We start from the raw sequence: 25395 nt of genomic DNA on the forward strand, positions 1-25395 counted from the left end.
ACTACTCCTCCTTTATGCTTTCTATTTTTTCTATAACACTTTTTTTAAAACTGTCGCTTAGGTCTTCTTTTGAGGAGAAAATATAACTTCCTTCCTTTTCCAGAACTATCCCCACAAGCTTTAGACCCTTCACTTCAGCCTCAAGGGTTTCCCTTGTGGTGCGGTCTAAGTATTTTTTTATACTTTCTTCGTCTGAAAAATTTACCTGCATATCTACGATGTTTATTTCTTCAGGATCTTCACAATCTTTTGGAAGGTAGAGATTATATACAGGATATTTTCCCGACTCCTGCCTTATCTTGCTAAAAAGCTCCTCTATGTAAAGTCTTGTTTGATGTCTTATGCTCATGGTTTTTATTTTATCATATTGTTGGAGGCTGTTATGGGCCAAAACTTTATTACCAATGCAGAAGAGAAAACCTTAGAAGACAGGTTAAAAACTCTTATAAAACACAGCAAAGAATTGAAGTTTCTTGTGGGCTTTTTTTACTTTTCGGGTATTAATGTCCTTTACGAAGCACTAAAGGAAAAAGAGGAAGAAATAAAAGAAGATTTTATTAAGGTCCTTGTAGGTTTGGGCGTGGATAAGACTGTTTATGGACTTTATGAAGTGGAAAAAGAACAAAGAAACGTGGAAGAGATAAAGGAAAGCTTTTTAAAGTCCATAGAAAGGGCTTTCACTTCGGAGGAATTGGATAAAAAAGAGATCTACGAGCAGGTAAAGTTTTTCTTGAAGCTTTTAAAGGATAGAAAGTTGGTCATAAGAAAAACCATAAAACCAAATCATGCAAAGTTGTATCTTTTCAAATTGGATCATGAGCTTTTGCGTAATGCCTTTATCACCGGCAGTTCTAATCTAACCAAAGCTGGACTAAAAAGCCAAGAAGAGTTTAACGTAGAAATAAAGGATTATGGTTTTGAAGATGCGGAAAAATACTTTGACGAAAGGTGGAATACGGCGGTAGAAATTTCTAAAGACGACATAATAAACATTTTCAGAAATAGGACATTTTTCAAAGAGATCACACCCTTTATAGCCTACGCATATCTTTTGAAGAATTACTTAGAACTGCACCAAGAAAAACTTCCTTTGGTTGAGTTAGAGGAGTTAATGAAAAGAAGGGGATATAAACCTTACGATTATCAGCTTTCTGCGGTTGCACAAGCGGTTGCCTGTTGTGAAGATCACGGAGGAGTAATACTGGCGGATGTGGTTGGACTTGGGAAAACCGTCATTGCATGCCTCACTGCTAAAGCCTTGGGCAAGAGAGGAATTGTTGTGTGTCCTCCCCATTTGGTGGGGGATGATGCAAAAACTTCTGGATGGAAAAAATATTTGGAGGACTTTGAACTTTACGGTTGGGAAGTTTTTTCTTTGGGAAAGCTTGAAGAGGCTAAAAAGTTTTCTGACACTCACAGAATAGAAGTGGTAATCGTAGACGAAGCACACCGCTTTAGAAACCAAAAAACAGAGAGCTATTACCATCTTAGCGAAATCTGTAGAGGGAAAACAGTTATACTCCTTACCGCTACACCTTTTAACAACAAACCAGCAGACATCTTTGCCCTTTTAAAGCTCTTTACCATTCCCAAAAAATCAACGCTTACCTTAGATGGAGACCTCGTAAGCAAGTTTAACAAATACGACAACGAATTCAGAAAACTTGCTTACATCAGAAACTACTACAACTCTGCTGACCAAGACAAAAGAGATAGGGCGAAAAGGTATTACAAAGAGCTTTTTGGGGGAAAAGAAATAGACCTCTCGGAGGTGGAAAGGCGTGCAAAGGAGCTTTCACAAAAAATAAAGGCAGTCATTGAAAAGGTAACCATCAGAAGAAACCGCTTGGACCTAAAGTATTACAAAGATAAGGTGGAAATACCAGAAGTAAAGAATCCTGAGGAGTGGTTTTTTGAACTAAGCAAAGAACAGCTTGAATTTTACGATGAAGTAATACAAGCCTTTTATGAACCAGAAGAAGGTGGAAGGTTCCACGGAGCCATATACATTCCCATAAAGTATGAAAAAGAAAAAGGTTATATACCAGAAGAAGAAGCTTTGGGAAACGAGGAAGAGAACTTCTTATATGTTTATCAAAGGAACCTGTATGACTTTATGAGAAGGCTTTTGGTAAAGCGTTTTGAGAGCAGTTTCAAAGCCTTTTATCAAAGTTTGGATAACTTTATAGAAATCCATCAAAAAGCCCTGCAGTTTGCCAAAAAAACAGGAATGTTTATCTTAGACAGAAAGCTAATGGAAGGATTAGTAGAAGAAGACGATAAGGAGATAGAAAAAAAATTGGAAGAATACAAAAAAAGGCTTGAAAGCGGTGAAATCAACAAAAAGTATCACAAGATATACAATGTTAACAAATTGAAAAAAGAGTTTTTGGAACACATAGAGGAGGATATAAAGCTTTTTGAAGACCTAAAGCAGAAAATGGAAAAACTAAATCTTTTAAAAGAAGACCCGAAGGTAAATAGACTTGTGGTAGGCATAAAAGAACTTTTGAAAGAAAACATGAAAGTGGTAATCTTTACTGAATACATAGATACTGCCAAATATTTAAAAGAAGTCCTTGAAAGGGAATTTCAAGGCAAGGTCCTTTCTGCAATAGGAAACATAGGAAAGGAAACTTACGAGAAAATTCTTAAAAATTTTGATGCCCAATACAAAGAGCAGGAAGACCAATACTGTATTCTCGTAACAACTGACAAGCTTTCGGAAGGTATAAACCTAAACAGGGCAGGTGTAGTAATAAACTACGACATTCCTTGGAACCCTGTTAGAGTAATCCAAAGGGTTGGAAGGATCAACCGCATAGGCAAAAAGCTCTACGACGAAATAAGAATTATCAACTTCTTTCCTACTGAAAGGGGGGCAGACATAGTCAAATCAAGAGAAATTGCAGAGACTAAGATGTTTATGATTCACCATGTTTTGGGGGAAGATGCCAAAATATTTTCTCCTGATGAAGAACCAAAGCCATCCGAACTCTACCGAAGACTGAACACATATCAAGAGGAAGAGGAAAGCTTTTTCTCAAAGGTAAAAAAGGAATACGAGGATTTACTTGAAAAACATCCTTGGATAAAGAATGAGCTTGAAAATGTGCCAAATAGGGTAAAGGTTGCAAAAAAGGGAGATAAGAATGAGTTGATGGTTTTCATAAGGAAGGGTAAAAATCTGTTTGTTGGATACAAGGACTATAGTGAAAAGAAACCTGTAGAAGTTAGCTTTGAAGAGATCTACGAAAAAATAAAAGCAAACCCAAAAGATAAAAGAGAAGAACTATCGGAAGAGTTTTGGGAGCATTACCAACAGATCATTGAAAGCTCAAATTTTGGTCCTGCTAAAAAACCAAAGAACGAAAACAGCTTGGAAGTAAAGGCACAAAACATGATATCCACTCTCTTAAAAAGGGAAGAGCTAAAAGAGGATGCAAAGTTTTTGAACGCACTTATGGAAGACTTAGTAGAGTATCAGACTCTTTCTGAGTATGTGCTTCAGGAAATAGTTAGTTGGGAAAGACTTTTAAAAAAGCCAGAGGAACTCAAGAAAAGAATAAAGGAATTAAAAGAAGAGCTTGGAGAAAACTTTTTGGAAAAGGTTAAAGCCCGTCTAAAGGAAGAAGAAAGGGATGTTATAATAGCTATTGAAAACATAGGTTTATGAGCGGGAAAGAGTTAGCTAAAAATCTTGCCTTTGATTTTTCCCTTGAAAAACTTAGAGATTTTTTCTTTCATAAAGGTTTTACTGTAAAAGATAGAGAAACTTTTATTGAGCTAAGCGGTAGTAATGGAGAAATCGTAGAATCTATTAAGCTTGTTGCTACTAAGGACCTTGAAGATACAAGGAGTTTTAGCATTTATGCCATAAAACTAAATCAAGACATTACAGAACGAAGCAGTAAGAAAAGACAGTTTCAGATAGCTAAGGACGTGCTTAAAGCAGAGAGCTTGTCCGCAGGGATTTTTGTATTTTATACAGACGAAAAAAAGCCCTTTCGCTTTTCCTTAGTTTTCAAAGAATCTTACGGCACAAAGGCAGAGTATAGTCCTTACAAAAGATACACTTACTACGTTAGCCCCCATTTAACGAACAAGACCTTTATTGACCAAGTGGGAAATGCGGACTTTTCGTCCCTTAAAAGTGTAAAATCCGCCTTTTCTGTGTCTCCTGTTACAAAGGAATTCTACAAAGAGATCCAAAACTGGTATTTTTGGGCTATGGACAAGGTGTGGTTTCCAGAAGATTACAAGCACAGCGAAGACCCACAAAAGGACGAGGAAATAAGGATAGCGACAAACCTAATAAGACTTATAACAAGGCTAATGTTCGTGTGGTTTCTCAAAGAGAAAGGACTTGTTCCAGAGGATTTGTTTGATAAAGAAAAATTAAAAAGGATGGTAAAAGACTTTGGCAAGGGAAACAACTACTACAACGCCATACTTCAAAATCTTTTCTTTGCAGTGCTAAATCAGAAGATAGAAGATCGTAGGTTTGCAAAGGATGACGGATTTTTTGCAAACAGAAATGAGTATGGAGTAAAAACGCTTTTGAGATACAAGGATAAGTTTTTGATTTCTGAAGAGGAAGTTTTAGAGCTTTTCGGTCAAATACCATTTATAAACGGTGGGCTTTTTGACTGTCTTGACAAAGAAGACGAAAATGGAAGGGTAATCTATGTTGATGGCTTTTCAAGAAACCCAGAAAAGCAGGCAAAGGTGCCAGACTATCTTTTCTTCCAAGAAAAGGAAGAAAGGGTAGATCTTTCTAAATACGGGCTTGGTAAAAGGGAGCCTGTAAGAGGTCTGATTGAAATTCTTAAAAGCTATAACTTCACCGTAGATGAAGCAACGCCTATAGACCAAGAAATAGCCCTTGACCCGGAAATGCTCGGTAAGGTTTTTGAAAACTTACTTGCCGCTTATGTTCCAGAAACTGCAGAAACTGCAAGAAAGGCAACAGGAAGCTATTACACACCAAGGGAAATTGTAGATTATATGGTAGACGAAAGTTTGAAAGAATACTTCAAAACCCACTCAAAGCTAACGGAAGAACAAATAGAAAAACTCCTTTCTTACACAGAGGATGCGCCAGAGCTAACCGAAGACCAAAGGCATGAAATCATAGAGCTAATAGACAGATTGAAGGTATTGGACCCTGCCTGCGGTAGCGGTGCCTTTCCTATGGGAATTCTTCACAAGCTTGTGCATATTCTCCAAAAGATAGACCCGAACAATGAACTTTGGTATGAAACACAGTATCAAAGGGCAATTAAAGAATCAGAAGAAGCGTTTAAAAAACTGGAACTGGATAAGTCAGAAAGAGAAGAGATATTGAAAGAGATAAACGAGTCTTTTGATGAAAGCTTAAATTATCCAGATTATGCAAGAAAGCTTTATTTGATAGAAAACTGCATTTATGGTGTGGATATTCAACCTATTGCGGTGCAAATAAGCAAGCTAAGGTTTTTTATATCTCTTTTGATTGACCAAAAGGTGGATAAGTCTAAGGAAAACTTTGGCATAAGACCACTTCCAAATCTTGAGACAAACTTTGTGGCTGCGAATACGCTTATAGGGCTGGAAAGGAACAATCATATTTGGCGCACTCAAGAAATTAAAGATCTTGAAGAACAGATAAAAAGAGTGCGCCACAGGTATTTTAATGCAAAGACAAGAAAGCAAAAGCTTGAGCTTCAAAAAAAGGATAAGGAGCTAAGGGAAAAACTAAAGGAAAAATTAGAAAAGGCTAAGCTTCCGGCTGAAACCGCTGAGAAGATAGCAAAGTTTGATCCATACGACCAAAATGCATCTTCTGATTGGTTTGACCCTGAGTGGATGTTTGGGGTAACGGATGGGTTTGATATTGTGATAGGGAATCCGCCTCACGGTGCAAGAATTGAAGATTACAAAATGAGAATTTTAGGCAAATTTAAATTTTATGAAACGAGAAAAAACTCAGCGTCATTATTTATAGAACAAGGTTTTCATCTATTAAAAGAACTTGGAGTTTTATCCTTTATAATTCCTAAGTCATTTACTTATGTAAAAAGCTGGGAAAAACCAAGAGTTTTTTCTGTCTTTCACAATAGATTACTTTCAGTAATTGATGTAAGTAAGGCTTTTGAAAATGTTAAACTCGAACAAGTTATCGTGATATGTAAAAAAGAAAAAATCAATGAAGATTACTTTTTCAAAACTGGAGATTATTGGGGAGATAGTGTTAATTACATAACATTATCAAATACGAATTTGATAAAAAAGTTGGGGATAATACCTGTCTATATAGACGAATTAAAATTTGCGATTTACAATAAAATTATTAAAGATACTGTTTTACTAAACCAAATTTCTTACACGTGTAGAGGTTTACCATTTCAAAAATACATTACGCCTGATGGTGATATAGAAGTTATAAGAGGTGACAATATTGGAAAATTCACCATATACGGAGATATAAAAAAGATTTCCATACCTAAAATGGACGAACAGAATAAGAAGAAATTAAATCTTCTCAGAAAGCAAAAGATAATTTCGCAAAATATAGTTGCTCATGCTATGAAACCTTTTGATAGGATAATAATAATAGCTACCTTTGACAATATAGGTTATTTAACCCTAGATACTGTTATGAATACGTTTATATACGATATTTCAACTTACAGCTACAATTATATTTTGGGGATTTTGAACTCAAGATTAGCAGAGTGGTTTTATTACTGGTTTGTATACAACCGTGCCATAAGAACAATGCATTTTGATGAGTATTACATAGGGAAATTACCCGTAAAGAAAGTGAACTTTAAAAATTTTGAAATAATTAAGACCTTGGAAAGCTTGGTTGATCAAATCCTCTCCATCAAAAAACAAAACCCAGACGAAGACACAAGCCATTTAGAAAAGCAAATAGACCAGCTTGTTTATAAGCTTTACGATTTAACAGAGGAAGAGATAAAAATAATAGAAAGCTCTTAGCTGAAGAATTAAAATACAGTCTATGAAAAGGAAGTATGCCCAACCCCCATTTGAAGAAGCCTTAGTTGAGAATTTTACAAAAGAATGGAGCAAGCATGTTCATTTCCAAATGAGTTTATCATCCAAAACACTTCAAAAACACCGCACCTAAAGGTGGTAAGGTTAAGCTTAAAGAGTATGGTCTTCCGTGAAAAGGCACAGCTTCAGCTTTTGCCCTTCCCATGTTTCCTATGTTTGCACCACCGTAAAGCTCAGAATCTGAGTTGAAGATCTCTATCCATGCTCCTTTCTTTGGCACTCCAACCCGATAGTTATACCTTGGCACTGGGGTAAAGTTGCAAACTACCAAAATAGTCTCGCCATCCTTTGATTTTCTCAAAAAGCTTATTATACTTTGCTCGTAGTCTGAAAAATCTACCCATTCAAAGCCTTGAGGGTCGCAGTCCAGCTCATGCAAAGCCTTTTCTCTGCGGTATATGTGATTTAGATCCTTTACAAGCCTTTGGATTCCTTGATGGGGTGCATACTCCAAAAGATGCCAGTCCAAGCTGTTGTTGTGGTCCCACTCCTTCCACTGTCCAAACTCTCCGCCCATAAACAGAAGCTTCTTCCCAGGGAAAGCATACATATAAGAGAGCAAAAGTCTTAAGTTGGCAAACTTTTGCCAATCGTCTTTTGGCATTTTGTTAAGCAAAGAGCCTTTGCCATGCACCACTTCGTCATGAGAAAGTGGAAGGATAAAGTTTTCGTAAAAGGCATACCATACGCTAAAGGTTAGCTTATCATGATGGTATTTTCTATAGATCGGATCCTTTGAAAAGTAAAAGAGAATATCGTTCATCCATCCCATGTTCCACTTGTAGCCAAAGCCAAGTCCCCCTACGTAAGTGGGTCTGCTTACCATAGGCCAGGCAGTAGATTCCTCCGCTATGGTGTGAATGTCTGGAAAGTCCCCGTAAAGGGTTTCGTTGAGTTTTCTCAAAAACTCTATGGCTTCCAAGTTTTCTTTACCGCCGTAGATGTTTGGGACCCACTCAGATCGGGAATAGTCCAAGTAAAGCATAGACGCAACCGCATCTACTCTTAGCCCATCTGCATGATAAACATCTATCCAAAAGTGAGCAGAGCTCAAAAGGAAAGACCTGACTTCTGGCTTGCCATAATCAAAGACAAAGCTGTTCCAGTCTGGGTGCCACCTTTTTCTCCAGTCTTCGTATTCATAAAGATGGGTGCCGTCAAAGTATGCAAGTCCGTGTTCGTCTGTGGGAAAGTGGGAAGGGACCCAATCTAAGATCACCCCTATGCCCCTTTGGTGCAGGCTATCTATAAGATACATAAAGTCCTGGGGTGTGCCATACCTTGAGGTGGGAGCAAAGTAGTTGGTAATCTGATATCCCCAAGAACCATAAAAGGGATGTTCCATCACAGGCAAAAACTCCACATGAGTAAATCCCATTTCTTCCACATACTTTCCAAGCCAATCGGCCATTTCTCGGTATTGAAGGAACCTGTTTTGATCCTCTGGCACCCTCCTCCAAGAGCCTAAATGCACCTCGTAGATGCTCACAGGAGCATGATAATCAATGCGTTTTCCCCTTTCCCTCATCCAAGCTTCATCTTGCCAATGATAGCTCAGGTCCCAAACTATGGACGCATTACCCGGTGGCTGTTCGCAAAAGAAGGCAAAAGGGTCTGACTTTTCTCTTCCCACACCATCTGCACCAACCACAAAGTATTTATACTTGCAACCCTTCCAAACACCGGGAACAAAGGTTTCCCATATGCCAGAAGGGTCCTTTCTTTTTGTCAACGGATGGGAAAACTTGTTCCAGTCGTTAAAGTCTCCGAAAACAAATACTTCCTTAGCGTTTGGAGCCCAAACAGCAAAATGGCATCCCCCTTCCACAAGGTGGGCGCCAAGCTTTCTGTAAAGCCTCGTGTGCGTGCCTTCTTTAAACAGATAAACATCATAATCCGTTATAGGTGAGTAAAACTCCATTAAGCCAAAAGGACTGCTCCCTTAGAAGCGCTTTGGACAAACTTTACGTATCTTCTTAACCACCTACTTTTTATTTCTTTCTCCTTTGGTTTGAAGCTTTCCATCCTTCTTTTAAACTCTTCCTCCGATATCAAAAGCTCAATCCTTCTGTTTGGTATGTCTATAAGTATCTCGTCTCCGTCTTGGACTATGCCTATGGGACCTCCTGCGGCAGCCTCTGGTGAGATATGTCCCACACATGCTCCCCTCGTTCCACCGGAAAACCTTCCGTCTGTGATCAAAGCGACTTTGTCTCCCAAGCCCATACCCATGATGGCGGATGTGGGAGAGAGCATCTCCCTCATACCCGGACCACCCTTCGGACCTTCATACCTTATAACTACCACATGTCCCGGTTGAACTTTACCAGACATAATACCTTCTACCGCTTCCTCTTCTGAGTCAAAGCATATGGCTTTACCCTTAAAAACGAGCATCTTTTCATCTACGCCCGCAGTTTTCACCACGCTACCCTCTGGAGCAAGGTTGCCAAACAAAACCGCCAAGCCTCCATCCTTTGAGTAGGGATTCTCTATCCTTCTTACCACTTCGCCATCCGCATCTGGAGCAGAATCTGCTATTTCCCTTAAGGTCTTTCCGCTAACTGTAAGCTTGTCCGGATAGGGCAGGTATCCACCCCTTATCATCTCTTTAAGGATCGTCGGTATGCCTCCCACACTGTCCAAGTCCTGAATGTGATAATGAGATGAGGGTGAGATCTTACAAAGGGTTGGCGTTCTCTTTGAGATCTCGTTTATCCTGTTTAGGTCGTAATCTATCCCTGCTTCGTTGGCTATTGCCAAAAGGTGCAAAACTGTGTTGGTAGAACCACCCATGGCAATATCTACCGCAAAGGCATTGTCAAAGGCTTCTATGGTAAGAATGTCTCTGGGCCTTATGTCTTCTTTCAAAAGCTCCATTATCCTTCTTGCTGCTTTTCTTGCCAAAAGCTCCCTTCTTGGATCCACCGCCGGTATGGTGCCGTTTCCCGGAAGAGCAAGACCTAAAACTTCTGTAATACAGTTCATAGAGTTGGCAGTGAACATCCCAGAACAACTGCCACAGGTGGGACAGGCAGACTGCTCTATGAGTTTTAGTTGTCCCTCGTTTATTTTTCCAGCCTTGAGCTGTCCTATACCTTCAAAAACACTTATCAGATCCACCTTTTTTCCGTTTAGCTCTCCCGCCAGCATGGGACCACCGCTTATGAAGATGGTAGGAATGTTTAACCTGACCGCAGCCATGAGCATACCAGGCACTATCTTATCGCAGTTTGGTATGCAAATTAGTGCATCAAGCTGGTGGGCTTCTACTACAGTCTCTATACAGTCCGCTATGAGTTCCCTTGAGGGCAAAGAGTAGTGCATACCGTAATGCCCCATTGCAATACCATCATCCACTCCTATGACGTTAAACTCTATTGGCACACCACCCGCTTTGCGTACCTCCTCTTTTATAGGTTCCACAAACTCCCTAAGATGCACATGTCCTGGGATTATGTCTATGTAGGAGTTGGCTATGCCTATAAGTGGTTTATCAAAGTCTTCATCTGTTAGCCCACAGGCCCTCAAAAGTGCCCTATGCGGTGCCCTTTCTACCCCTTTCTTTATAGCATCGCTTCTTAGCATAAAGGATAGTATAAACAAAGCAACAATTGTGTCAAGAAGTTGGGAGGTTGTTCGAAAATCCCTTATCGGGACGTCCCCCCAATCTCTAAGGGAACTAACCTTCTCCTCATCCTGTCCCACAGGGCTTCCACAAGCACAAGCGGAAGAGGAGAAAGGTCCCTTGGTAGAACCTTTCTAAGAACAGGGAAGAGGAGGGCGGACTTCAGAACTTGCCAAGCATTTTGTAGATAGCAGAGTCTATGTATCTGGTAGGTAGGTCAGGAAAAAGTTGTCTTAGCTTTTGGTATATTTGGTTATGGGAGTTTTTGGTTTTTAGCAGTTTATAAGCTGATCTTATGACAGATGATTGCTTACGCATTAATTCCAAAAGCTTTTTTCTGTCGGAACTATCCAATTGAATTTTGAACTGCACGCTTACATACATCAGGTTCTTATTATAACTACTCAGCACTGCCTGAAGGATTTTTCGAACAGCCTCGCAGTTTGAGGACTTATAACATTGCCTTATAAGGATATAATCAAAAACTTATACTCCTTTGTCATATAAGCTTTAAACTCATTTTAAATGGAGATACTTAAGAGGCTTTTAGGTAGTAAAGAGAAACAGAGGAGAGAAACTTACGAAATACAGTCTTCAAAGGGTGTGCTAAGGCTTTGGTTGGAGGAGGACCTTCAGCGAGATCCCGATACAAAAGTAGAGGAATTTTGGATAGAAACCATAGGTGTTTCCGAAGATGCCCTATGGCTTTTAGTAGGAAGGAGGTATGGTATCCTCCAGTTTTACGATTGGAAAGGTAGATTTCATAGACTACCAGCACGCCCACCTGCACAGGTTGTTTCGGAAATACTGTTCAAAGAAGGCTTTTTAGCTTTGCTTACACCACCTTACTTGGTGGTATATCGCATGGAAGACCCGAATAATCCCGGTATGTGGAAAAGTTTTAAACTTTCACAGGAGGGGATAAGGCCCTCCGCAGGATTGGACCTAAAAAGGGGTATCTTAGCCTTTGGTGTGGTGGGTAATAAGGTTTATACCATAGACATCGCAAATGACCTATCTCTTAAAACGGTGGAATTTAAGAGTGTATTTTCTTGCTCGGAGGTTGGGGAGATCAAGGGTATAAAGATCTTACCTTCTTTAAAGGTCTTTGTTTCTGGAACAGAAGGATGTGCTATATACAGTATGGGTGGAAGCCTTGTAAAAAAGTTGCCTTATAAGCCCGGAAGGGCCATCTCCCTGCTTGGTTCTAAGCTGGTTTTGGGTGAAGATAACAAGGTAATTGTGTTGGATGTTAATAAAGAGGAGGAGCTTTTTAAATTGGACGTTCCCATACGGGTTTCGGGCTTAGACGGTGACGAAGAGGGTATGTTTGTCTTCCTTGCGGATGCCGAGGAAAACAGCTTAGGCATAGTGGATCTTAGCTCCGGACAATACCTACAAACTTTGAAAGGCTTTGGCTATTCAGTGGTGAAGGTGTCTAAGGACGGCTCTATATACACAAGCAGGGTCTTGGACACAAAGGAAGGCAAACTTTACCAATTGATAAAACTTGGTTCTAACCTTTTGGACTTTATCTACCCAAAGGAAAGACAAGAAAAGCTCATAAAACAGGCAGAAAAACTCTACAAGGATTTTGTCTCCAGTGTGGAAAAAGCTAAAAGCCTTTCTCAGTTAGATGGTTTAAAAGGTCTAAAGGAGCTTTATTCTTTAGATATTCCACTCAGACGGATAAGGGAGCTTGTGCTTCAGGGAGAGGAGCTTTTGAAAAAGCGTAGGTTAGAGCTTTTTCTGGATGATATACAGCAAAAGCTAAAAAGAGGTGAGGTTTCAAAGAAAGAGCTAAAAGAGGTGGAGGACTGGTTAAACAACGCAGAGGAAAAAGAAGAGATAGAGATCCTAACAAAGCTGAAAGATCAAATAAATACCAGTTTAAAGAGGATGTTGGCAGATGGTTTGGAAAGATTGAGGCAGTCTTTTCTGGAGCGAGAGGGTTCAAGCGTTGAAGAGCTGGAAAGCTATCAGGAGGTGAAGGATTTTAGAGACCTTCTGAGCAAGCTACCAAAAGAGCTTCAATTAGAAGGGGAAAGACTTTTAGAGAAAGCAATTCAGGAACGGATAATATCTTACAGACTAAAAAGGTTCAGGATAGAAAACCTAAGGGACAAGGTACTTTTTGGTAATGAAGAGTTTCCAAAGTTTGACGGACAAAAGAGAAAGCTGTTGTGGAGACTAAAAACAGAGGATAAGCTCTTTATCAATGGAAAGGTCTTTACAAAGGTAGTTTTTGAGAGAGAGGATGGTGTGGTGCTTGAACCCAAGCGCTACTCAAACCTTGTCCCCATAGAAGACCTAAGGTCCATGCCAAAGTGGATAAAAAGCTATCTAAGACACTTAAACGGTTTGTTTTCCTACGAGCCTTATAGGGTTCCCCTCTTTGTGTCTTTTGAAGAAACCCCTTGGTTTGTGCAAAACTTAGAAAGGTTTGTATCTTTGATAAAAGACCAACTCAGCTTTGGAGAAGGCATTCTCATTTTGGAAGGGGATGCGGGAGTGGGTAAAAACTTTTTGGTGGAGGTCTTTTCCGCACTTACCAACAGACCCCTTTACATCATCCCGTGCCACTCAAAGATGGAAAAGGAGGACCTAACCTACACCTACGAGTTTGATCCAAAGAGGGGCACAAAGAGGGTCTTTTCTGAGCTTGTAAAAGCCCTGCAAACGCCAGGAGCGGTCATATACATAGACGAAATAAACACCTTGCCCCCTTCTCTGGTAAAGCTATTTAATCCACTGTTTGACTACAGGAGGTATCTTACACTGCCCACAGGTGAGGTTATAAAAGCCCGTAGTGACGTGATCCTTGTTGGTGGGATGAATCCACAGCACTATCTTGGTGTTTCTGAACTTCCGCAGGACATAAAGTCCCGTGCAGATGTTATGTTTGTGGATTATCCTCCCTTTGAAGATCAAAGGGGCTTTTTCTATCCAGACGAAGCGATCATACTAAAAGATTATCTTTCATCCCTTTCTGACATAAACAGTGAAGACTTTACTTACCTTTGGTATGCGGTAGTAAATGGCGTAGAAACAGAAAAAGGAATGGAACTTAAAACTCCAAAAAGAGAACAACAGATATGGCTAATTTTTGAACTTCTAAAGATTGCCAATGCCATAAGGAAAGCCTACAGAGATTACCAAAGCCAAAAGTCTGAAGAACCTGTGGAGTTCGTGTTCTCCATAAGAGATACGATAAGGTGTGCAAGAAGGTTGGAAAGGTATGGATCTGCAAAGGCTGTTGTAATAGACACTATACTACCCAAAGTAAGCTCTCCATTGGAAAGGGAAATAATCAGAAACATAGTAGAGAGCGTTTAATCTCCACATCTAAGGACTACCGCTTCCACCTCAACCACTCCGTCCTTTATCATATCTAATTTTCTTGCTGCACCTTCGGAAAGGTCCAAAACTCTATCTCCTTTAAAAGGACCTCTGTCTATAATCTTTACTACCACCTCTTTACCGTTCCTGAGATTCTTTACCTTCAGCAGAGTTCCAAGGGGCAGTTCCCTATGGGCTGCATACATACCCTCTTTGTCAAAGATTATTCCATAAGAGCTTTCTCTTCCATGGTAAGGATGCCCATACCAACTGGCAAGACCTCTTATAACAGGTGGGCACTCAGTTATACCATCAATCCCACACCTTTCAACCTCCATCCTTGCTCTAAAGGGGCTTTTGCCAAGAAGAGGTTCAAACCTTTCTGGCACACAAACACCATCTATATCTTCTTTTCTAAAGACTGCTATGGTTATGCTTTTCCCAGTTTGGTAGCTGTAAATTCTAACCTTACTACCAGCCTGAACTAAGTTACTGTAAGCTCTTGAGCCAGAACAGTAAAATCCCAAGGTCTCTAACTTTGTAGGACAATATACGCGAAGAGTGTGGTATTTTCCCTGATCATGTTCTCCAATCTTGCTTTGCTCGGACTTATCCCTTATAACAATAGTGCATCCAGATAGGAAGAAAATTAGCAAGAAAAACAACACATTATAATTTTATGTTGGATGATTCCTATAAAGGACATAAACCCAAGCAGAAGTTTTCCCGTGGTTAATCTGTCAATAATAATAGCTTGCTCAATTTTGTGGCTTTATCAGGTAAGCTTAGACGAAACGGATTTTAATGTTTTTATCTACAGCTTTGGCTTGGTGCCATCGGAATTGTTCTTCAACCCTCACCAATTGCTTACTCACATGTTTTTACACGGTAGTTGGCCTCACATAATAGGCAACATGTGGTTTCTTTGGGTCTTTGGCGACAACGTGGAAGACAAATTGGGAAAGCTTAGGTATCTTTTATTTTACATACTTTCCGGAGTTGGGGCAGGTTTGATACAGACTTTTGTTAGCTTTTTAACCGGTAGCTATGACATACCTATGGTAGGGGCAAGTGGAGCCATAAGCGGAGTGCTTGGAGCTTACTTGTATCTTTTCCCTCATGCAAGGATATTAGCCCTCGTGCCTATCTTTTTCTTTCTTACCTTTGTGGAAGTGCCAGCTATATTCTTTATTGGCCTTTGGGTTTTTATTCAGATAATAAACGGTATTCTTACGCTTCCCTTTGCCAGCATGGGTGGTGTGGCCTGGTTTGCCCACATAGGAGGGTTCTTAGTGGGCTATAAATTGGTTAGAACCTTCAGAAGACAGATTCCCAGATGGTAGGTAGGGAACTCCTTATTAGTTTTGCTGCCTTTATTGTTTTCTTGACTTTGCTCTTTATTCTAAGGAAACTTCTTTTTGGATGGCTTAGAAAACTAACGCAGGACTATTTTGGAATAGTGCTTAAGATAATTCGCTTTCCTTCTTTGCTTTGGGTAGTTTTAATAAGCCTTTACTTGACCTTAAGACTTTATCCTCCTTTTGCAATAGGTCATGGAGCTTTTTTGGAAAAGGTGTTTATGTCCCTTCTCATTCTGTCCCTTACTTTGTTTTTTGCCAATCTTACCTCAGAGCTTTTGAGGTTTTACCTTTCAAAGACCAGTATGAGATTTCCTCAGACGGGCATAATCTTTGCAATAATAAAGTTTTTAGTCATTGTTTTGGGCATAATAACTTTGCTTTCTTTTTGGAGAGTTCCCGTAGTTCATTTTGTAACCACCCTTGGTATAGGTGGTCTTGCCATCTCTCTTGCGCTACAGGGAACTCTGTCTAACTTTTTTTCCGGTTTGAACATAATAGCCAGCAGACAGATTGAGGTGGGAGATTTTGTAAGGTTGGAAAGCGGTGAAGAGGGCTACGTTCAAGACATTACTTGGATGAATACCGTCATAAGAAGAAGAGATAACAACCTGGTGATTATTCCAAACTCAAAGTTAGTCAATTCTATTGTTATAAACTATCATAAGCCAAGTTTGGAAAGCGCTTTGGTCATCCCGCTTTCTGTATCATACTTTGATGATCTTGAAAAGGTGGAAGAGGTAACTGTAAGAATAGCAAGGGAAATTCAAAAGGAGATTGAGGGAGCAGACCCAAACTTTGAACCTTTTATAAGATACACCTCTTTTGGAGATTCAGGTATAAACTTCAACGTGGTGCTTAGGGTATTGGATCCAGACGCCCAGTTTATCGTAAGACACCAATTTATAAAAAGAATAAAGAAGGCTTACGAAGAGGAAGGCATAGAAATACCCTTCCCCATCAGAAGAATCTACATAAGCGATGAAAGAAGCTAAGCTTGTTGCCAGCTATGCCTACAGGTCCCTTAGATATACTTCAAACCATCCGCTCAGAATACCAAGGGTTAGTCTTCTGCTGGAGTTTTTAAAATCTATGGACCTTTTAGAAAACTACGTAGAGAGTAGAGAAGCGTCTTTGGAAGAGCTAAGACTTTTTCACACAGAAGATTACCTTAACGCCCTACGTTGGGTGGATGAAAACGGGAAGGTCAGTAAGGAGATAAGAGAAAGATACAACATAGGAACTTTGGAAAATCCTATTTCACCTGCTATGTGGAAGGGCTCTGTGCTTGCTACAGGTTCTACTGTGCAGGCGGTTCAGCTCTATTTGGAGGGTTACAGAGCCTTTAATCCGGCAGGTGGTATGCATCACGCCTATCCAAACAAGGCGCACGGCTTTTGCTTTATCAACGATCCAGCCATAGCCATAAACTACCTAAAACAAAAAGGTTTCAAAGCTATACTTTACATAGACTTAGATGCTCATCACTGCGATGGTGTGCAGGATGGGTTTTATGAAGATAACCAGGTGTTTGTCTTTTCTATACACCAATCTCCCGAATATGCTTTTCCCTTTAATAGGGGCTTTTTGGAAGAAATAGGCAAAGGTAAAGGAAAGGGCTACAACCTAAACCTTCCTATGCCTAAGGGGTTAAACGACAGCGAATTTTTGTATGCCTTAGAGAAGGGTTTGGAAATAGCTTTGGAAGTGTTCAAACCAGAAGTCTATGTGCTTCAGCTGGGGACCGATAGTTTGAAAGAAGATTATCTTTCCAAGTTTGAGCTTTCCAACTGGGGACTTTTGAGTGCTTTTAGACTAATTAGAGAAGCTTTGGGAGATGGAATTTACCTTGGTGGTGGTGGCTATCATCCCATTGCTTTGGCAAGGGCTTGGGCATTAATTTGGTGCGAGCTGGCGGGTAAAGATATTCCCAAACTCATAAACTCAAAAGCAAAACAAGTGCTTTTAAGTGTAGATTTTGAAGAGTTTGAAGAAACGGACAGAAGTTATATGTTTGACCGGCTTTTGGACAGACCAAACGAGGGAGACATAAGAAAAGAAGTAAAAGAAATTTGCCAAAAAGCTAAAACACTACTCTATTCTTAACCTGTTTTCCCTGGCTTCCTTCAAATACTGGGTCAATTCCTCCACCCTTTTTTCTGAAATCAATTCCCTAAGTCTTCTTAAGGAAGAACTGTAGCAGTCAATAGCCTCAAGAATGTTCTCTCTGTTTTCCAAAAAGATGTCCCTCCACATTATGGGATCCGAGGCGGCGATGCGGGTAAAGTCCTTAAAGCCTGCGCCCGGATACTGGAATAGGTCTATACCAGTTCTTTTTGTAAGCAGGAGCAAAGCGTCTATTAGTGCAAAGGCTACCGCATGGGGAAGATGGGAAACCGCTCCAAAGACCACATCATGCAAAAAGGGGTCCATAAACTCAACTTTTGATCCTATCAGTTCCCAAAGCTTTTTTACCTTTTCCAAAGCGTCCCTTTCTGTCCTTTGGGTTGGTGTAAGTATGGTTCTCTTGCCCTTAAAAAGACCCTCTACGCTGTTTTCCACTCCAGACTTTTCGGTTCCCGCTATAGGGTGTCCTCCTACAAACTTGCTTCCCAAAATCTTTTCTACTGTATAAACCAAGTGCCCTTTAACACTTCCCAAATCTGTTACTACAGTTTCCGAAGAAAGGCATTCTTTTAAGTCCTTTGCTATACTTTCAAAAGTCCTAACAGGTGTAGCCAACACAACCAAGTCAGGTCTGAAAGAGCTAAGCTCTTTTATGTTTGTAGAGCCTTCGTGGATCACCTTCAGATCTTTTGCCCTTTCCAAAGCTTGCGGATTTATATCCACTCCAAAGATCTGGCAAGAAAGAACGGATTTTACGCTGAGCGCAAAGCTTCCCCCCATAAAACCAACACCTACTATAGCTATCCTTTCAAACATCTTCTTTTGCTACCTCTATTGCGGTTTCTGTCTTTCTTTTCTTACCCAATTTGCCAATTAAGAGGGAAACTTCGTAAAGCAGTATAAGGGGTATGGCCATGAGCACTTGAGTTGTAGCGTCGGGGGCAATAAAGGCACCAACCACAAAGGACAAAACTATAAAGTATTTTCTGAAACTCTTTAACTGCGCATCTGTAACCAAGCCCACTCTTTGCAGTAAGAAAAGCACTATGGGAAGCTGAAAGGCAATACCAAAACCGATTATCATCTTAAGCAGGAAGGATATGTAGAGATTGACGGACAAAAAAGGTGTAGCCTGAAGTTGGGAAAAGCCTATACCAATTAAAAACTTGAGAGCTATGGGCATCACCAAAAAGTAAGCAAAGCTTGCACCTAAGATGAAAAGAATCAGAGAAAACAAAGTTATGGGTATAACCATCCTCTTCTCATTGGGATAGAGGGCTGGCTCTACAAACTTCCAAAGCTGGTAAAAGATCAAAGGTGAAGAAAGTATAAAACCAAAGACCACAGAGATCTTAATAAGTATAAAAAGCGGTTCAGTGGGGGACAGAGTTATAAGCTCCACCTGGGGATAAGCTTTTTTGACAGGCTGTTTTAAGATTTCAAAAATATACTGGGCTATGTAAAAGGAAACACCAGAAGCAACCAAGAAGGCAACCACAGACTTAATCAGTCTTTGCCTGAGTTCCCTCAGATGTTCCGTCAGAGGCATTTTGGGTAGTTCCTGACTCATTTTCCTCCACCTCTTTAGCCTTAACTTCCTCTATGTATTCTAAAACTCCTTCCTCTTGTGATTCCTCTAAGGATTGGGTTTGTTCTGACTCTTCCATAATCTTCTTGTTTAAGCTCTCCATATACATCTGGTATCTGAGCTCATCCCAGGTTTCCCTTACCTTTCTTAGAAACTCTCCCAACTTTGTAGCTAACTCTATGGTTTTTTCAGGACCAAGCACTACCATAGCAACGAGCAGTATGATGAGAATTTCAGGAAAATCCATTTGAAAAGTATTATAAACCTAAGCTTTTCCTTAAGCTTTTTTCAAGGAAGGAGATCATATACTGAAACTTCCTATCCTCCGTGCGCTTTTGTTCTACCTTTTTTATAGCATACAGCGCAGACGTGTGGTCTTTTTTCCCAAAGAGATTGCTTATTTCAGCATAAGAAAGGTTCAGGATCGTTTTGCAAAAATACATCGCAATATGCTTAGCGTTTATGACCTTCCTTTCTTTTGTCTCCTTTTTCAAAAGTTCTGGGTTTAGCTTAAAGCTTTTTGCAACAAGATTTATTACCGTCTCTACCTTCTTTTCTACGTTTTCTTTGTTAGGTTTGGGCTTAAATCCTGTAACTTTAAAAGTTTGTATAAAACCTTCTATCTCTCTTACGTTGTATCCTGTATTTTCCAATACATAATTTACTGTAGGCTCGTCCAAAGGCAAACCATATAGGATCAGCTTTTGCTTTATTATTCTCCTTTTGGTTTCTTCATCCAAGCCTATCTCTATGATAAGCCCGCTTTCAAATCTGCTGATAAGCCTCTCGGATACATCCTTTAGATCTTTTGGATGTCTGTCGCTAACCAGAACTATTTGCTTTTCTTCTGCCTGTAGCTTTTCGTAAATTCTAAAGAGCTCTATTTGAGTCCTTTCCTTTCCTACCAAAAACTGAACGTCGTCCAAAAGAAGCACATCCAAATTCAAAAAGGATTCTCTGAATTCTTCTATTCTGTTTTCTTTTAAAGCCTTAACCATAGCGTCGGAAAAGTCCATCAAGGATATGTAAAGAACATTGTGGGTTTGTTTCAATCTGTTGCCTATGGAGTGCAAAAGGTGCGTCTTTCCTAAGCCAGACTTCCCATACAGAAATACCGGGTTGAATAGTTTTCCAGGATTTTTTGACACCTCAAGGCATACCTTGTAGGCAAGCTCGTTGGAAGGTCCTACCACAAAGTTATCAAAGGTGTATTTGTCCAGTAGGTTGTTTTTCCTTACAGTAGGGGAGGTTTTTACTTCTTTTTCACATTCAACGACTATACTTTTCCCAAATCCCTTTAACTTCGTGGCAAGATACGCCATGGCCCATTTTTTGTATTCCTCATTGGGCGTGATTATTAAAACTCTGTTATCCTCTTCCTTTATTAAAAACTGACGGAATATACCCACTGCAAACCTGTCTATGCTTTCTATGAGGCTTAGAAAGCTCCCTCTTTCCATGATTTGCTATAGCATAAGGTAAAGACGAAAAGCTTTGTTAAGAAATTGTTAAGAATTTCTGAGGTTTTGGAAGGGTTTTTATAAGTTACGGTATAACCATCAGATTTATTGGAAAAGTTTTAGGAACGTGCTTTGGTCTGCTTTTGGTCTTTCAAACAGCTCAAGGTTTTCATTTAGGTGGTATAGCTTGCTCATTCCTACCAGTGCGGTGCCTACTCCCGGAGTGCTCCTTACGAACTGAAGGGCAACATGAACGTCTTTCTCAAGATTGAAAAACTCCTTCAGTTTTTGATGGACACGGCCGATCACCCTACCCTGATAGATGGATGCGCTTGTGTAGGTGTAGATGCCCAACCTTTCGCAAGCTTCAAGGGTGGAAAGCTTTTCTCCGTCTATTTCCTGATTTTTCAGAGTGTATGCTTCTGTCATTCCTAAGTTGTATGGAAGTTGGATAAACCTCATGTGATGATCCTTACCACCAACCTTTTCTGCTACTTTGACGATCTGTGCCAAGGATAAATACTGCCTTGAGGAAGGGGATACTCTAAAACCACTCCAGGTGGCAAGCCCATAAAATTTAAGCTTTCCAGCTTTTACCATTTCTTCCAAGAAATAAAAGCACTCTTCCAACTTTTTTAAGAACTGTTCCCTTGAGAAAAAGCTCAGTTGTTCTTCAGGATTGTGAAGAAAGTAAATATCTATGTAATCTGTTTGCAAGTTTTCCAAACTTTTGTTAAAACACCACTCTATAAACTTAGCTCCTAAGTAGTGTCCTTGTGGTGTCATCTCCTGAATGTTTATAACGCCTGTATTGATGAAGTTTTCGTAAAAATAATCCTTCGGATCTGCTCCAAGTTCTACTTCATAGGGAACATATCCCCCTTTTGTGGATATAATAAAGTTTTCCCTTCCCAACTCATTCACTACCACGCCTACATCCCGCTCGCTTTTCATATACCTATACACTATGGCAGTATCTACTACATTAACACCCCTTTTGAAAGCTTCACGTATAACTTCCCTGTAGCCTTGTGAAGTTTTTTCGTCCAAATCTCCCAAATAGGTTCCCACACCAAGTTCAGAGAGGGATAAATCTAAAAAAGTCTTTTTTCTCATTAGTTAAAAGATAGGACTTTGTCGCATTCAAGCATTATTTTTGATAGGTTGTAGGTGGAACTGCTTTCAAAGAAAGGAAGGGGGTCCTTTATGCCCCTTTGGTGGGCAGAATGGGAACAAAACAGAAGCCTTGCTCCAAGCTTTTTAAACTCTTCCGTTTCCGGTTTTATGGTGTAATAAGCACCGTTGCCCGTAAAGAAGATAATAACCTCTCCCCTTTTCACCAACTCTTTTGTGAGCTTTAAAATAGTTGCGTAGTCTTTTGAAAAAGGATCACTGCTTACTATAAAAAGAAACCTCATTTAACCTTCCTTATGAGTATTTCCCAACTGCCGTTGTCTAACTTATTAACTGCCAGCACTTCTTGTCCTTCTTCCCTCATGCTTTTTGGCACGTTTTCCACAGAAGGTGGATAGTCTAAAATAACTCTGAGAACCTGACCCACCTCCATCTGCTCCAAAACCAGCTTACTTTTGACGAAGGTAAAGGGACACACCTCACCTTTTATGTCAAGCTCTCTGTCCGCCATAGCTTTATAATTATAAACCTCGGTGGAGCTTCAGGAGTTGAAAAAAGTCATACAAATTCTTCGCAGAGAATATGACCGCCTTAATGCGCCTATAGAAAAGCTGAAGGCTCAAAAGAAAGGAGACCCTTTGAGAGCGCTCATATGCACCCTTCTTTCTACTCGCACAAAGGACGAAACAACTGCCGAAGTTTGCAAAAGGCTTTTTGAGAGAGTAAAGAGTTTGGATGATCTTTTGGAAATAGACCAAAAGGAGCTTGAGGGTTTGCTGTATCCTGTGGGCTTTTACAAAAACAAGGCAAAATACCTTAAGCAGATGGCTTTACAAATTAAAGAAGAGTTTAACGGTGAGGTGCCAAACACCCTTGAGGGACTTCTGAAGCTGAAGGGGGTGGGAAGGAAGGTAGCAAACATAGTCCTTGTGGAAGCTTTTGGAAAACCTGCTATAGGAGTGGATACACACGTGCATCGCATCTGCAACCGGTGGAAGCTTGTAAGCACAAAAACTCCAGAGCAAACAGAGAAGGTTCTAACCCAGATCTTACCAAAGGAATATTGGATGGACTTTAACAGACTTTTGGTCGCCTTTGGGCAAACAATCTGCAAACCGGTAAAACCAAAGTGTGATGTGTGCCCAATTAGGGAGTTTTGTGAGTTTGTTAAAATAAAAGTTTCATGAGCAAAATCCTTGTTATGAAGTTTGGTGGCACCTCCGTAGGGGACTTAGAAAGAATACAGAACGCAGCAAAAAGGGTTTTAAAAAAGATAGAGGAAGGCTATAAGGTAGTGGTTGTATCCTCTGCTATGGCGGGAGAGACAGACAGGCTTATAAATTTAGCAAAACAGATAGATAAGTTTCCTTCGGAGCGGGAGGTAGATATGCTCATAAGCACGGGGGAACAGCAGGCAATAGCCCTCTTTGCACTAACCCTTAACAAGCTTGGTGTTCCTGCGGTAAGTCTATGCGGATGGCAAGTGCCCATAATAACGGATAAGGTCCATACAAAGGCAAAGATAAAGAAAATAGGGGTTCAGAGGATAAAAAACCTTTTGGAAGAGGGATACACAGTAGTGGTTGCAGGCTTTCAAGGTGTGACGGAAGATTGGGAGATAACCACCTTAGGAAGGGGTGGTTCGGACCTTTCGGCGGTAGCCTTAGCTCACGCCTTAAACTCAGACTGTGAAATATACACGGATGTGCCCGGAGTCTTTACCGCAGACCCAAGAATAGTTCCCAAACCAAGGAAAATACCTTACATCTCCTACGAAGAGATGCTTGAGATGGCTTCCCTTGGCGCTAAGGTTATGCAGGCAAGAAGCATTGAGTTTGCCATGAAGTATGGTGTTAGAATACATGTAAGGAGTTCCTTTTCCGAAGAGGAGGGCACATGGATAGTGCCGGAGGAGGAAGTCATGGAAAAGGTGGAAGTAAGAGCTATAACCTTAGACACAAAAGAGTCCCGCATAACTGTAGTAAGGGTGCCAGACAGGCCAGGTATAGCTTACAGCATATTCAAAGCCTTAGGGGATGCTCACATAGTGGTGGATATGATAGTGCAGAATGTGTCCCATCAGGGATATACGGACATGTCCTTTACGGTGAATAAGTCAGATGCGGACAAAGCGGAAGAAATAGTTAAGAAAGTTGCCAAAGAGATAGGAGCTCAGGGGGTGGAGAGGGACGACAATGTAGCCAAGGTATCCATTGTTGGCATAGGTATGAAAAGCTCCTACGGAACTGCTGCAAAGATGTTTGAAGTGCTTTACAAAAACAACATAAACATAATGGCAATATCCACCTCTGAAATAAAAATATCCTGTCTAATTGAAGCCAAATACGGAGAATTAGCGGTTAGAGAACTTCATTCTGCATTTATAGAAGAAGGGGATAAGGTGCAGGTTATAAACAGTTGAGCCTGATAGTTCTGCTTACGGATTTTGGAACAAAGGATGGCTTTGTGGGAGCGGTAAAGGGGGTTTTGCTTTCCATAAACCCTTACTGTCAGATAGTTGATCTGACCCACGAAGTAGAACCCTTTAACGTAATGGAAGGTGCGCTCATTCTAAAGGCTCACTACAGATACTTTCCCAAAGGGAGTATATTCCTTGGAGTGGTGGATCCGGGAGTAGGTTCAGAAAGAAAGGCAATAGCTGTCAGGTGCGGTGCCTATACCTTTGTCGGACCAATGAACGGACTGTTTGATTTGGCGCTAAGGGACATAGCTATGCCCCCCGAATGCTATCTTATTGAAAACTTTACACTTCCAAGGATAAATCAAACCTTTCACGGCAGGGATGTTTTTGCTCCAGTGTGCGGTTATCTGTCAAAGGGTGTGCCTTTGCAAATGGTAGGAAGAAGGATAGAGTATGAGTTTTTGCTTGAGTGGGAGAAGGCAAAAGAGTTCAAAGACAAAATAGAAGGTAAGGTCATACACTTTGACAGATACGGCAACGCCATTACCAACGTACCCTGCGGTAAATACTCTCATGCTATATTTAGAGGGCAAAAACTAAAGGTAGTTAGATACTTTTTGGAAGGGGAAAGGGAGCAGATAAACGCAGTGTGCGGAAGCTTTGGATACATGGAGCTCTTTGTTCCTATGGGAAATGCAAAGGAAAGATTTGGGATAAGTTTGGGGGAAAAGGTATGCTTTTTTACTTCTGAGGTCTAAAGGCCTTTAATCTTTCTTCCTTGGTTTCTATGTATGGACCACCTATTAGGTCTATGCAATAAGGCACTGCGGGAAACACCGCATCCAAGCACAGCTTTATAGATTGAGGTTTTCCGGGAAGGTTAATGATCAGAGTTGAATTCCTTATACCCGCTGTCTGTCTTGAGAGGATAGCTGTGGGCACTTGCTTTAAAGATACTGCCCTCATCAGCTCTCCAAAGCCCGGAAGCATCTTTTGACACACCGCTTCGGTAGCCTCGGGTGTTACATCCCTTGGTGCGGGACCTGTTCCTCCAGTGGTAAGAATAAGGCAACATTTCTCCACATCCGCCATATGAATGAGAGCCCCTTCTATAATCTCCCTTTCGTCCGGCACCACCCTATAAACGATCTCAAAGGGGGTTGCCACAACTTCGTGAAGATACTCTATAATATACTTTCCGCTTATGTCCTCGTATTCTCCCCTGCTTGCTCTATCCGATACGGTTAGCACACCGAACTTTACTTTTTCCATCGCAA

At 40.5% G+C, this 25395-nt stretch carries 22 protein-coding genes; 9 read left to right on the forward strand and 13 right to left on the reverse strand.

The window, feature by feature from the left end:
* Position 1: 1 nt before the first annotated feature.
* The gene (locus K217_RS0100920) at positions 2–349 is read right to left on the reverse strand and encodes a hypothetical protein (protein ID WP_029551263.1); all 348 of its coding nucleotides are present in this window, start codon (positions 347–349) and stop codon (positions 2–4) included.
* A gap of 33 nt (positions 350–382) precedes the next feature.
* Here K217_RS0100920 and K217_RS0100925 point away from each other — a divergent pair, with 33 nt between their 5' ends.
* Positions 383–3676 (forward strand): helicase-related protein, encoded by a 3294-nt coding sequence (locus K217_RS0100925; RefSeq protein WP_029551264.1) that lies wholly within the window; start codon positions 383–385, stop codon positions 3674–3676.
* On the forward strand, positions 3673–6984 hold the full coding sequence (locus K217_RS07425) for an Eco57I restriction-modification methylase domain-containing protein (RefSeq protein WP_038028055.1): 3312 nt from the start codon (positions 3673–3675) through the stop codon (positions 6982–6984). The genes K217_RS0100925 and K217_RS07425 overlap by 4 nt, the downstream gene beginning before the upstream one ends.
* Positions 6985–7102: 118 nt before the next feature.
* Here K217_RS07425 and glgB read toward each other — a convergent pair whose 3' ends face one another.
* The 3 genes from glgB to K217_RS0100945 all read right to left on the reverse strand — a co-directional run bounded on the left by glgB (position 7103) and on the right by K217_RS0100945 (position 11074).
* On the reverse strand, positions 7103–8983 hold the full coding sequence (gene glgB / locus K217_RS0100935; protein WP_029551266.1) for a 1,4-alpha-glucan branching protein GlgB: 1881 nt from the start codon (positions 8981–8983) through the stop codon (positions 7103–7105).
* Positions 8983–10650 (reverse strand): dihydroxy-acid dehydratase, encoded by a 1668-nt coding sequence (gene ilvD / locus K217_RS0100940; RefSeq protein ID WP_029551267.1) that lies wholly within the window; start codon positions 10648–10650, stop codon positions 8983–8985. Before ilvD ends, glgB begins: the two co-directional genes overlap by 1 nt.
* A 202-nt stretch (positions 10651–10852) precedes the next feature.
* Complete coding sequence (locus K217_RS0100945; RefSeq protein ID WP_029551268.1) at positions 10853–11074, reverse strand: hypothetical protein; 222 nt, start codon at positions 11072–11074, stop codon at positions 10853–10855.
* Between the two features lie 141 nt (positions 11075–11215).
* Between K217_RS0100945 and K217_RS0100950 the strand changes: the two genes are divergently transcribed.
* A complete protein-coding gene (locus K217_RS0100950) occupies positions 11216–14026 on the forward strand; it encodes an AAA family ATPase (RefSeq protein ID WP_029551269.1) in 2811 nt (936 codons plus the stop codon).
* On the opposite strand, the gene K217_RS0100955 is transcribed toward K217_RS0100950, so the two are convergent.
* Complete coding sequence (locus K217_RS0100955; protein WP_231476965.1) at positions 14023–14685, reverse strand: septal ring lytic transglycosylase RlpA family protein; 663 nt, start codon at positions 14683–14685, stop codon at positions 14023–14025. The genes K217_RS0100950 and K217_RS0100955 overlap by 4 nt on opposite strands.
* 30 nt (positions 14686–14715) lie before the next feature.
* On the opposite strand from K217_RS0100955, the gene K217_RS0100960 reads away from it, so the two are divergent.
* The 3 genes from K217_RS0100960 to K217_RS0100970 are packed head-to-tail and all read left to right on the forward strand — an operon-like array spanning position 14716 to position 17493.
* Positions 14716–15372 carry a rhomboid family intramembrane serine protease gene (locus tag K217_RS0100960; protein WP_029551271.1) on the forward strand — a complete coding sequence of 219 codons (657 nt, stop codon included), beginning with the start codon at positions 14716–14718 and terminating at the stop codon, positions 15370–15372.
* Entirely contained in the window at positions 15366–16382 is a 1017-nt protein-coding gene (locus tag K217_RS0100965) for a mechanosensitive ion channel family protein (RefSeq protein WP_029551272.1), read from the forward strand. Before K217_RS0100960 ends, K217_RS0100965 begins: the two co-directional genes overlap by 7 nt.
* Positions 16369–17493 carry an acetoin utilization protein AcuC gene (locus tag K217_RS0100970; protein WP_029551273.1) on the forward strand — a complete coding sequence of 375 codons (1125 nt, stop codon included), beginning with the start codon at positions 16369–16371 and terminating at the stop codon, positions 17491–17493. Before K217_RS0100965 ends, K217_RS0100970 begins: the two co-directional genes overlap by 14 nt.
* On the opposite strand, the gene K217_RS0100975 is transcribed toward K217_RS0100970, so the two are convergent.
* The 7 genes from K217_RS0100975 to K217_RS0101005 all read right to left on the reverse strand — a co-directional run bounded on the left by K217_RS0100975 (position 17479) and on the right by K217_RS0101005 (position 22207).
* On the reverse strand, positions 17479–18330 hold the full coding sequence (locus K217_RS0100975) for a prephenate dehydrogenase (protein WP_029551274.1): 852 nt from the start codon (positions 18328–18330) through the stop codon (positions 17479–17481). The two genes, K217_RS0100970 and K217_RS0100975, sit on opposite strands and share 15 nt — an antisense overlap.
* Positions 18323–19063: a twin-arginine translocase subunit TatC gene (gene tatC, locus K217_RS0100980; protein ID WP_029551275.1), complete on the reverse strand. Its 741-nt coding sequence runs from the start codon at positions 19061–19063 to the stop codon at positions 18323–18325. Before tatC ends, K217_RS0100975 begins: the two co-directional genes overlap by 8 nt.
* Complete coding sequence (locus tag K217_RS0100985; protein ID WP_029551276.1) at positions 19017–19349, reverse strand: Sec-independent protein translocase subunit TatA/TatB; 333 nt, start codon at positions 19347–19349, stop codon at positions 19017–19019. The genes tatC and K217_RS0100985 overlap by 47 nt, the downstream gene beginning before the upstream one ends.
* Before the next feature lie 10 nt (positions 19350–19359).
* The gene (locus K217_RS0100990; protein ID WP_029551277.1) at positions 19360–20562 is read right to left on the reverse strand and encodes a chromosomal replication initiator protein DnaA; all 1203 of its coding nucleotides are present in this window, start codon (positions 20560–20562) and stop codon (positions 19360–19362) included.
* Between the two features lie 105 nt (positions 20563–20667).
* Positions 20668–21678, reverse strand: coding sequence for an aldo/keto reductase (locus K217_RS0100995; protein WP_029551278.1), 1011 nt, complete (start codon positions 21676–21678; stop codon positions 20668–20670).
* A complete protein-coding gene (locus K217_RS0101000; protein ID WP_029551279.1) occupies positions 21678–21980 on the reverse strand; it encodes a DsrE family protein in 303 nt (100 codons plus the stop codon). The genes K217_RS0100995 and K217_RS0101000 overlap by 1 nt, the downstream gene beginning before the upstream one ends.
* Complete coding sequence (locus K217_RS0101005) at positions 21977–22207, reverse strand: sulfurtransferase TusA family protein (RefSeq protein ID WP_029551280.1); 231 nt, start codon at positions 22205–22207, stop codon at positions 21977–21979. Before K217_RS0101005 ends, K217_RS0101000 begins: the two co-directional genes overlap by 4 nt.
* Positions 22208–22229: 22 nt before the next feature.
* On the opposite strand from K217_RS0101005, the gene K217_RS0101010 reads away from it, so the two are divergent.
* From K217_RS0101010 to K217_RS0101020, 3 genes are read left to right on the forward strand one after another with little or no spacing between them, the layout of a single operon-like run.
* Complete coding sequence (locus K217_RS0101010; RefSeq protein WP_029551281.1) at positions 22230–22883, forward strand: endonuclease III domain-containing protein; 654 nt, start codon at positions 22230–22232, stop codon at positions 22881–22883.
* Complete coding sequence (locus tag K217_RS0101015) at positions 22880–24118, forward strand: aspartate kinase (protein ID WP_029551282.1); 1239 nt, start codon at positions 22880–22882, stop codon at positions 24116–24118. Before K217_RS0101010 ends, K217_RS0101015 begins: the two co-directional genes overlap by 4 nt.
* Positions 24115–24876 carry an SAM hydrolase/SAM-dependent halogenase family protein gene (locus K217_RS0101020; protein ID WP_029551283.1) on the forward strand — a complete coding sequence of 254 codons (762 nt, stop codon included), beginning with the start codon at positions 24115–24117 and terminating at the stop codon, positions 24874–24876. The genes K217_RS0101015 and K217_RS0101020 overlap by 4 nt, the downstream gene beginning before the upstream one ends.
* On the opposite strand, the gene mog is transcribed toward K217_RS0101020, so the two are convergent.
* Positions 24860–25390 (reverse strand): molybdopterin adenylyltransferase, encoded by a 531-nt coding sequence (gene mog / locus K217_RS0101025; RefSeq protein WP_029551284.1) that lies wholly within the window; start codon positions 25388–25390, stop codon positions 24860–24862. The genes K217_RS0101020 and mog overlap by 17 nt on opposite strands.
* Positions 25391–25395: the final 5 nt, after the last annotated feature.

This window comes from Thermocrinis jamiesonii, from assembly GCF_000702425.1.
In the GTDB taxonomy this organism is placed as follows: domain Bacteria; phylum Aquificota; class Aquificia; order Aquificales; family Aquificaceae; genus Thermocrinis; species Thermocrinis jamiesonii.

Coding starts and splice junctions, on each gene's coding strand:
- K217_RS0100920 (WP_029551263.1), bottom strand. CDS start 349: ATGAGCATAAGACATCAAACAAGACTTTACATAGAGGAGCTTTTTAGC.
- K217_RS0100925 (WP_029551264.1), top strand. CDS start 383: ATGGGCCAAAACTTTATTACCAATGCAGAAGAGAAAACCTTAGAAGAC.
- K217_RS07425 (WP_038028055.1), top strand. CDS start 3,673: ATGAGCGGGAAAGAGTTAGCTAAAAATCTTGCCTTTGATTTTTCCCTT.
- glgB (WP_029551266.1), bottom strand. CDS start 8,983: ATGGAGTTTTACTCACCTATAACGGATTATGATGTTTATCTGTTTAAA.
- ilvD (WP_029551267.1), bottom strand. CDS start 10,650: ATGCTAAGAAGCGATGCTATAAAGAAAGGGGTAGAAAGGGCACCGCAT.
- K217_RS0100945 (WP_029551268.1), bottom strand. CDS start 11,074: ATGTATGTAAGCGTGCAGTTCAAAATTCAATTGGATAGTTCCGACAGA.
- K217_RS0100950 (WP_029551269.1), top strand. CDS start 11,216: ATGGAGATACTTAAGAGGCTTTTAGGTAGTAAAGAGAAACAGAGGAGA.
- K217_RS0100960 (WP_029551271.1), top strand. CDS start 14,716: ATGATTCCTATAAAGGACATAAACCCAAGCAGAAGTTTTCCCGTGGTT.
- K217_RS0100965 (WP_029551272.1), top strand. CDS start 15,366: ATGGTAGGTAGGGAACTCCTTATTAGTTTTGCTGCCTTTATTGTTTTC.
- K217_RS0100970 (WP_029551273.1), top strand. CDS start 16,369: ATGAAAGAAGCTAAGCTTGTTGCCAGCTATGCCTACAGGTCCCTTAGA.
- K217_RS0100975 (WP_029551274.1), bottom strand. CDS start 18,330: ATGTTTGAAAGGATAGCTATAGTAGGTGTTGGTTTTATGGGGGGAAGC.
- tatC (WP_029551275.1), bottom strand. CDS start 19,063: ATGCCTCTGACGGAACATCTGAGGGAACTCAGGCAAAGACTGATTAAG.
- K217_RS0100985 (WP_029551276.1), bottom strand. CDS start 19,349: ATGGATTTTCCTGAAATTCTCATCATACTGCTCGTTGCTATGGTAGTG.
- K217_RS0100990 (WP_029551277.1), bottom strand. CDS start 20,562: ATGGAAAGAGGGAGCTTTCTAAGCCTCATAGAAAGCATAGACAGGTTT.
- K217_RS0100995 (WP_029551278.1), bottom strand. CDS start 21,678: ATGAGAAAAAAGACTTTTTTAGATTTATCCCTCTCTGAACTTGGTGTG.
- K217_RS0101000 (WP_029551279.1), bottom strand. CDS start 21,980: ATGAGGTTTCTTTTTATAGTAAGCAGTGATCCTTTTTCAAAAGACTAC.
- K217_RS0101005 (WP_029551280.1), bottom strand. CDS start 22,207: ATGGCGGACAGAGAGCTTGACATAAAAGGTGAGGTGTGTCCCTTTACC.
- K217_RS0101015 (WP_029551282.1), top strand. CDS start 22,880: ATGAGCAAAATCCTTGTTATGAAGTTTGGTGGCACCTCCGTAGGGGAC.
- mog (WP_029551284.1), bottom strand. CDS start 25,390: ATGGAAAAAGTAAAGTTCGGTGTGCTAACCGTATCGGATAGAGCAAGC.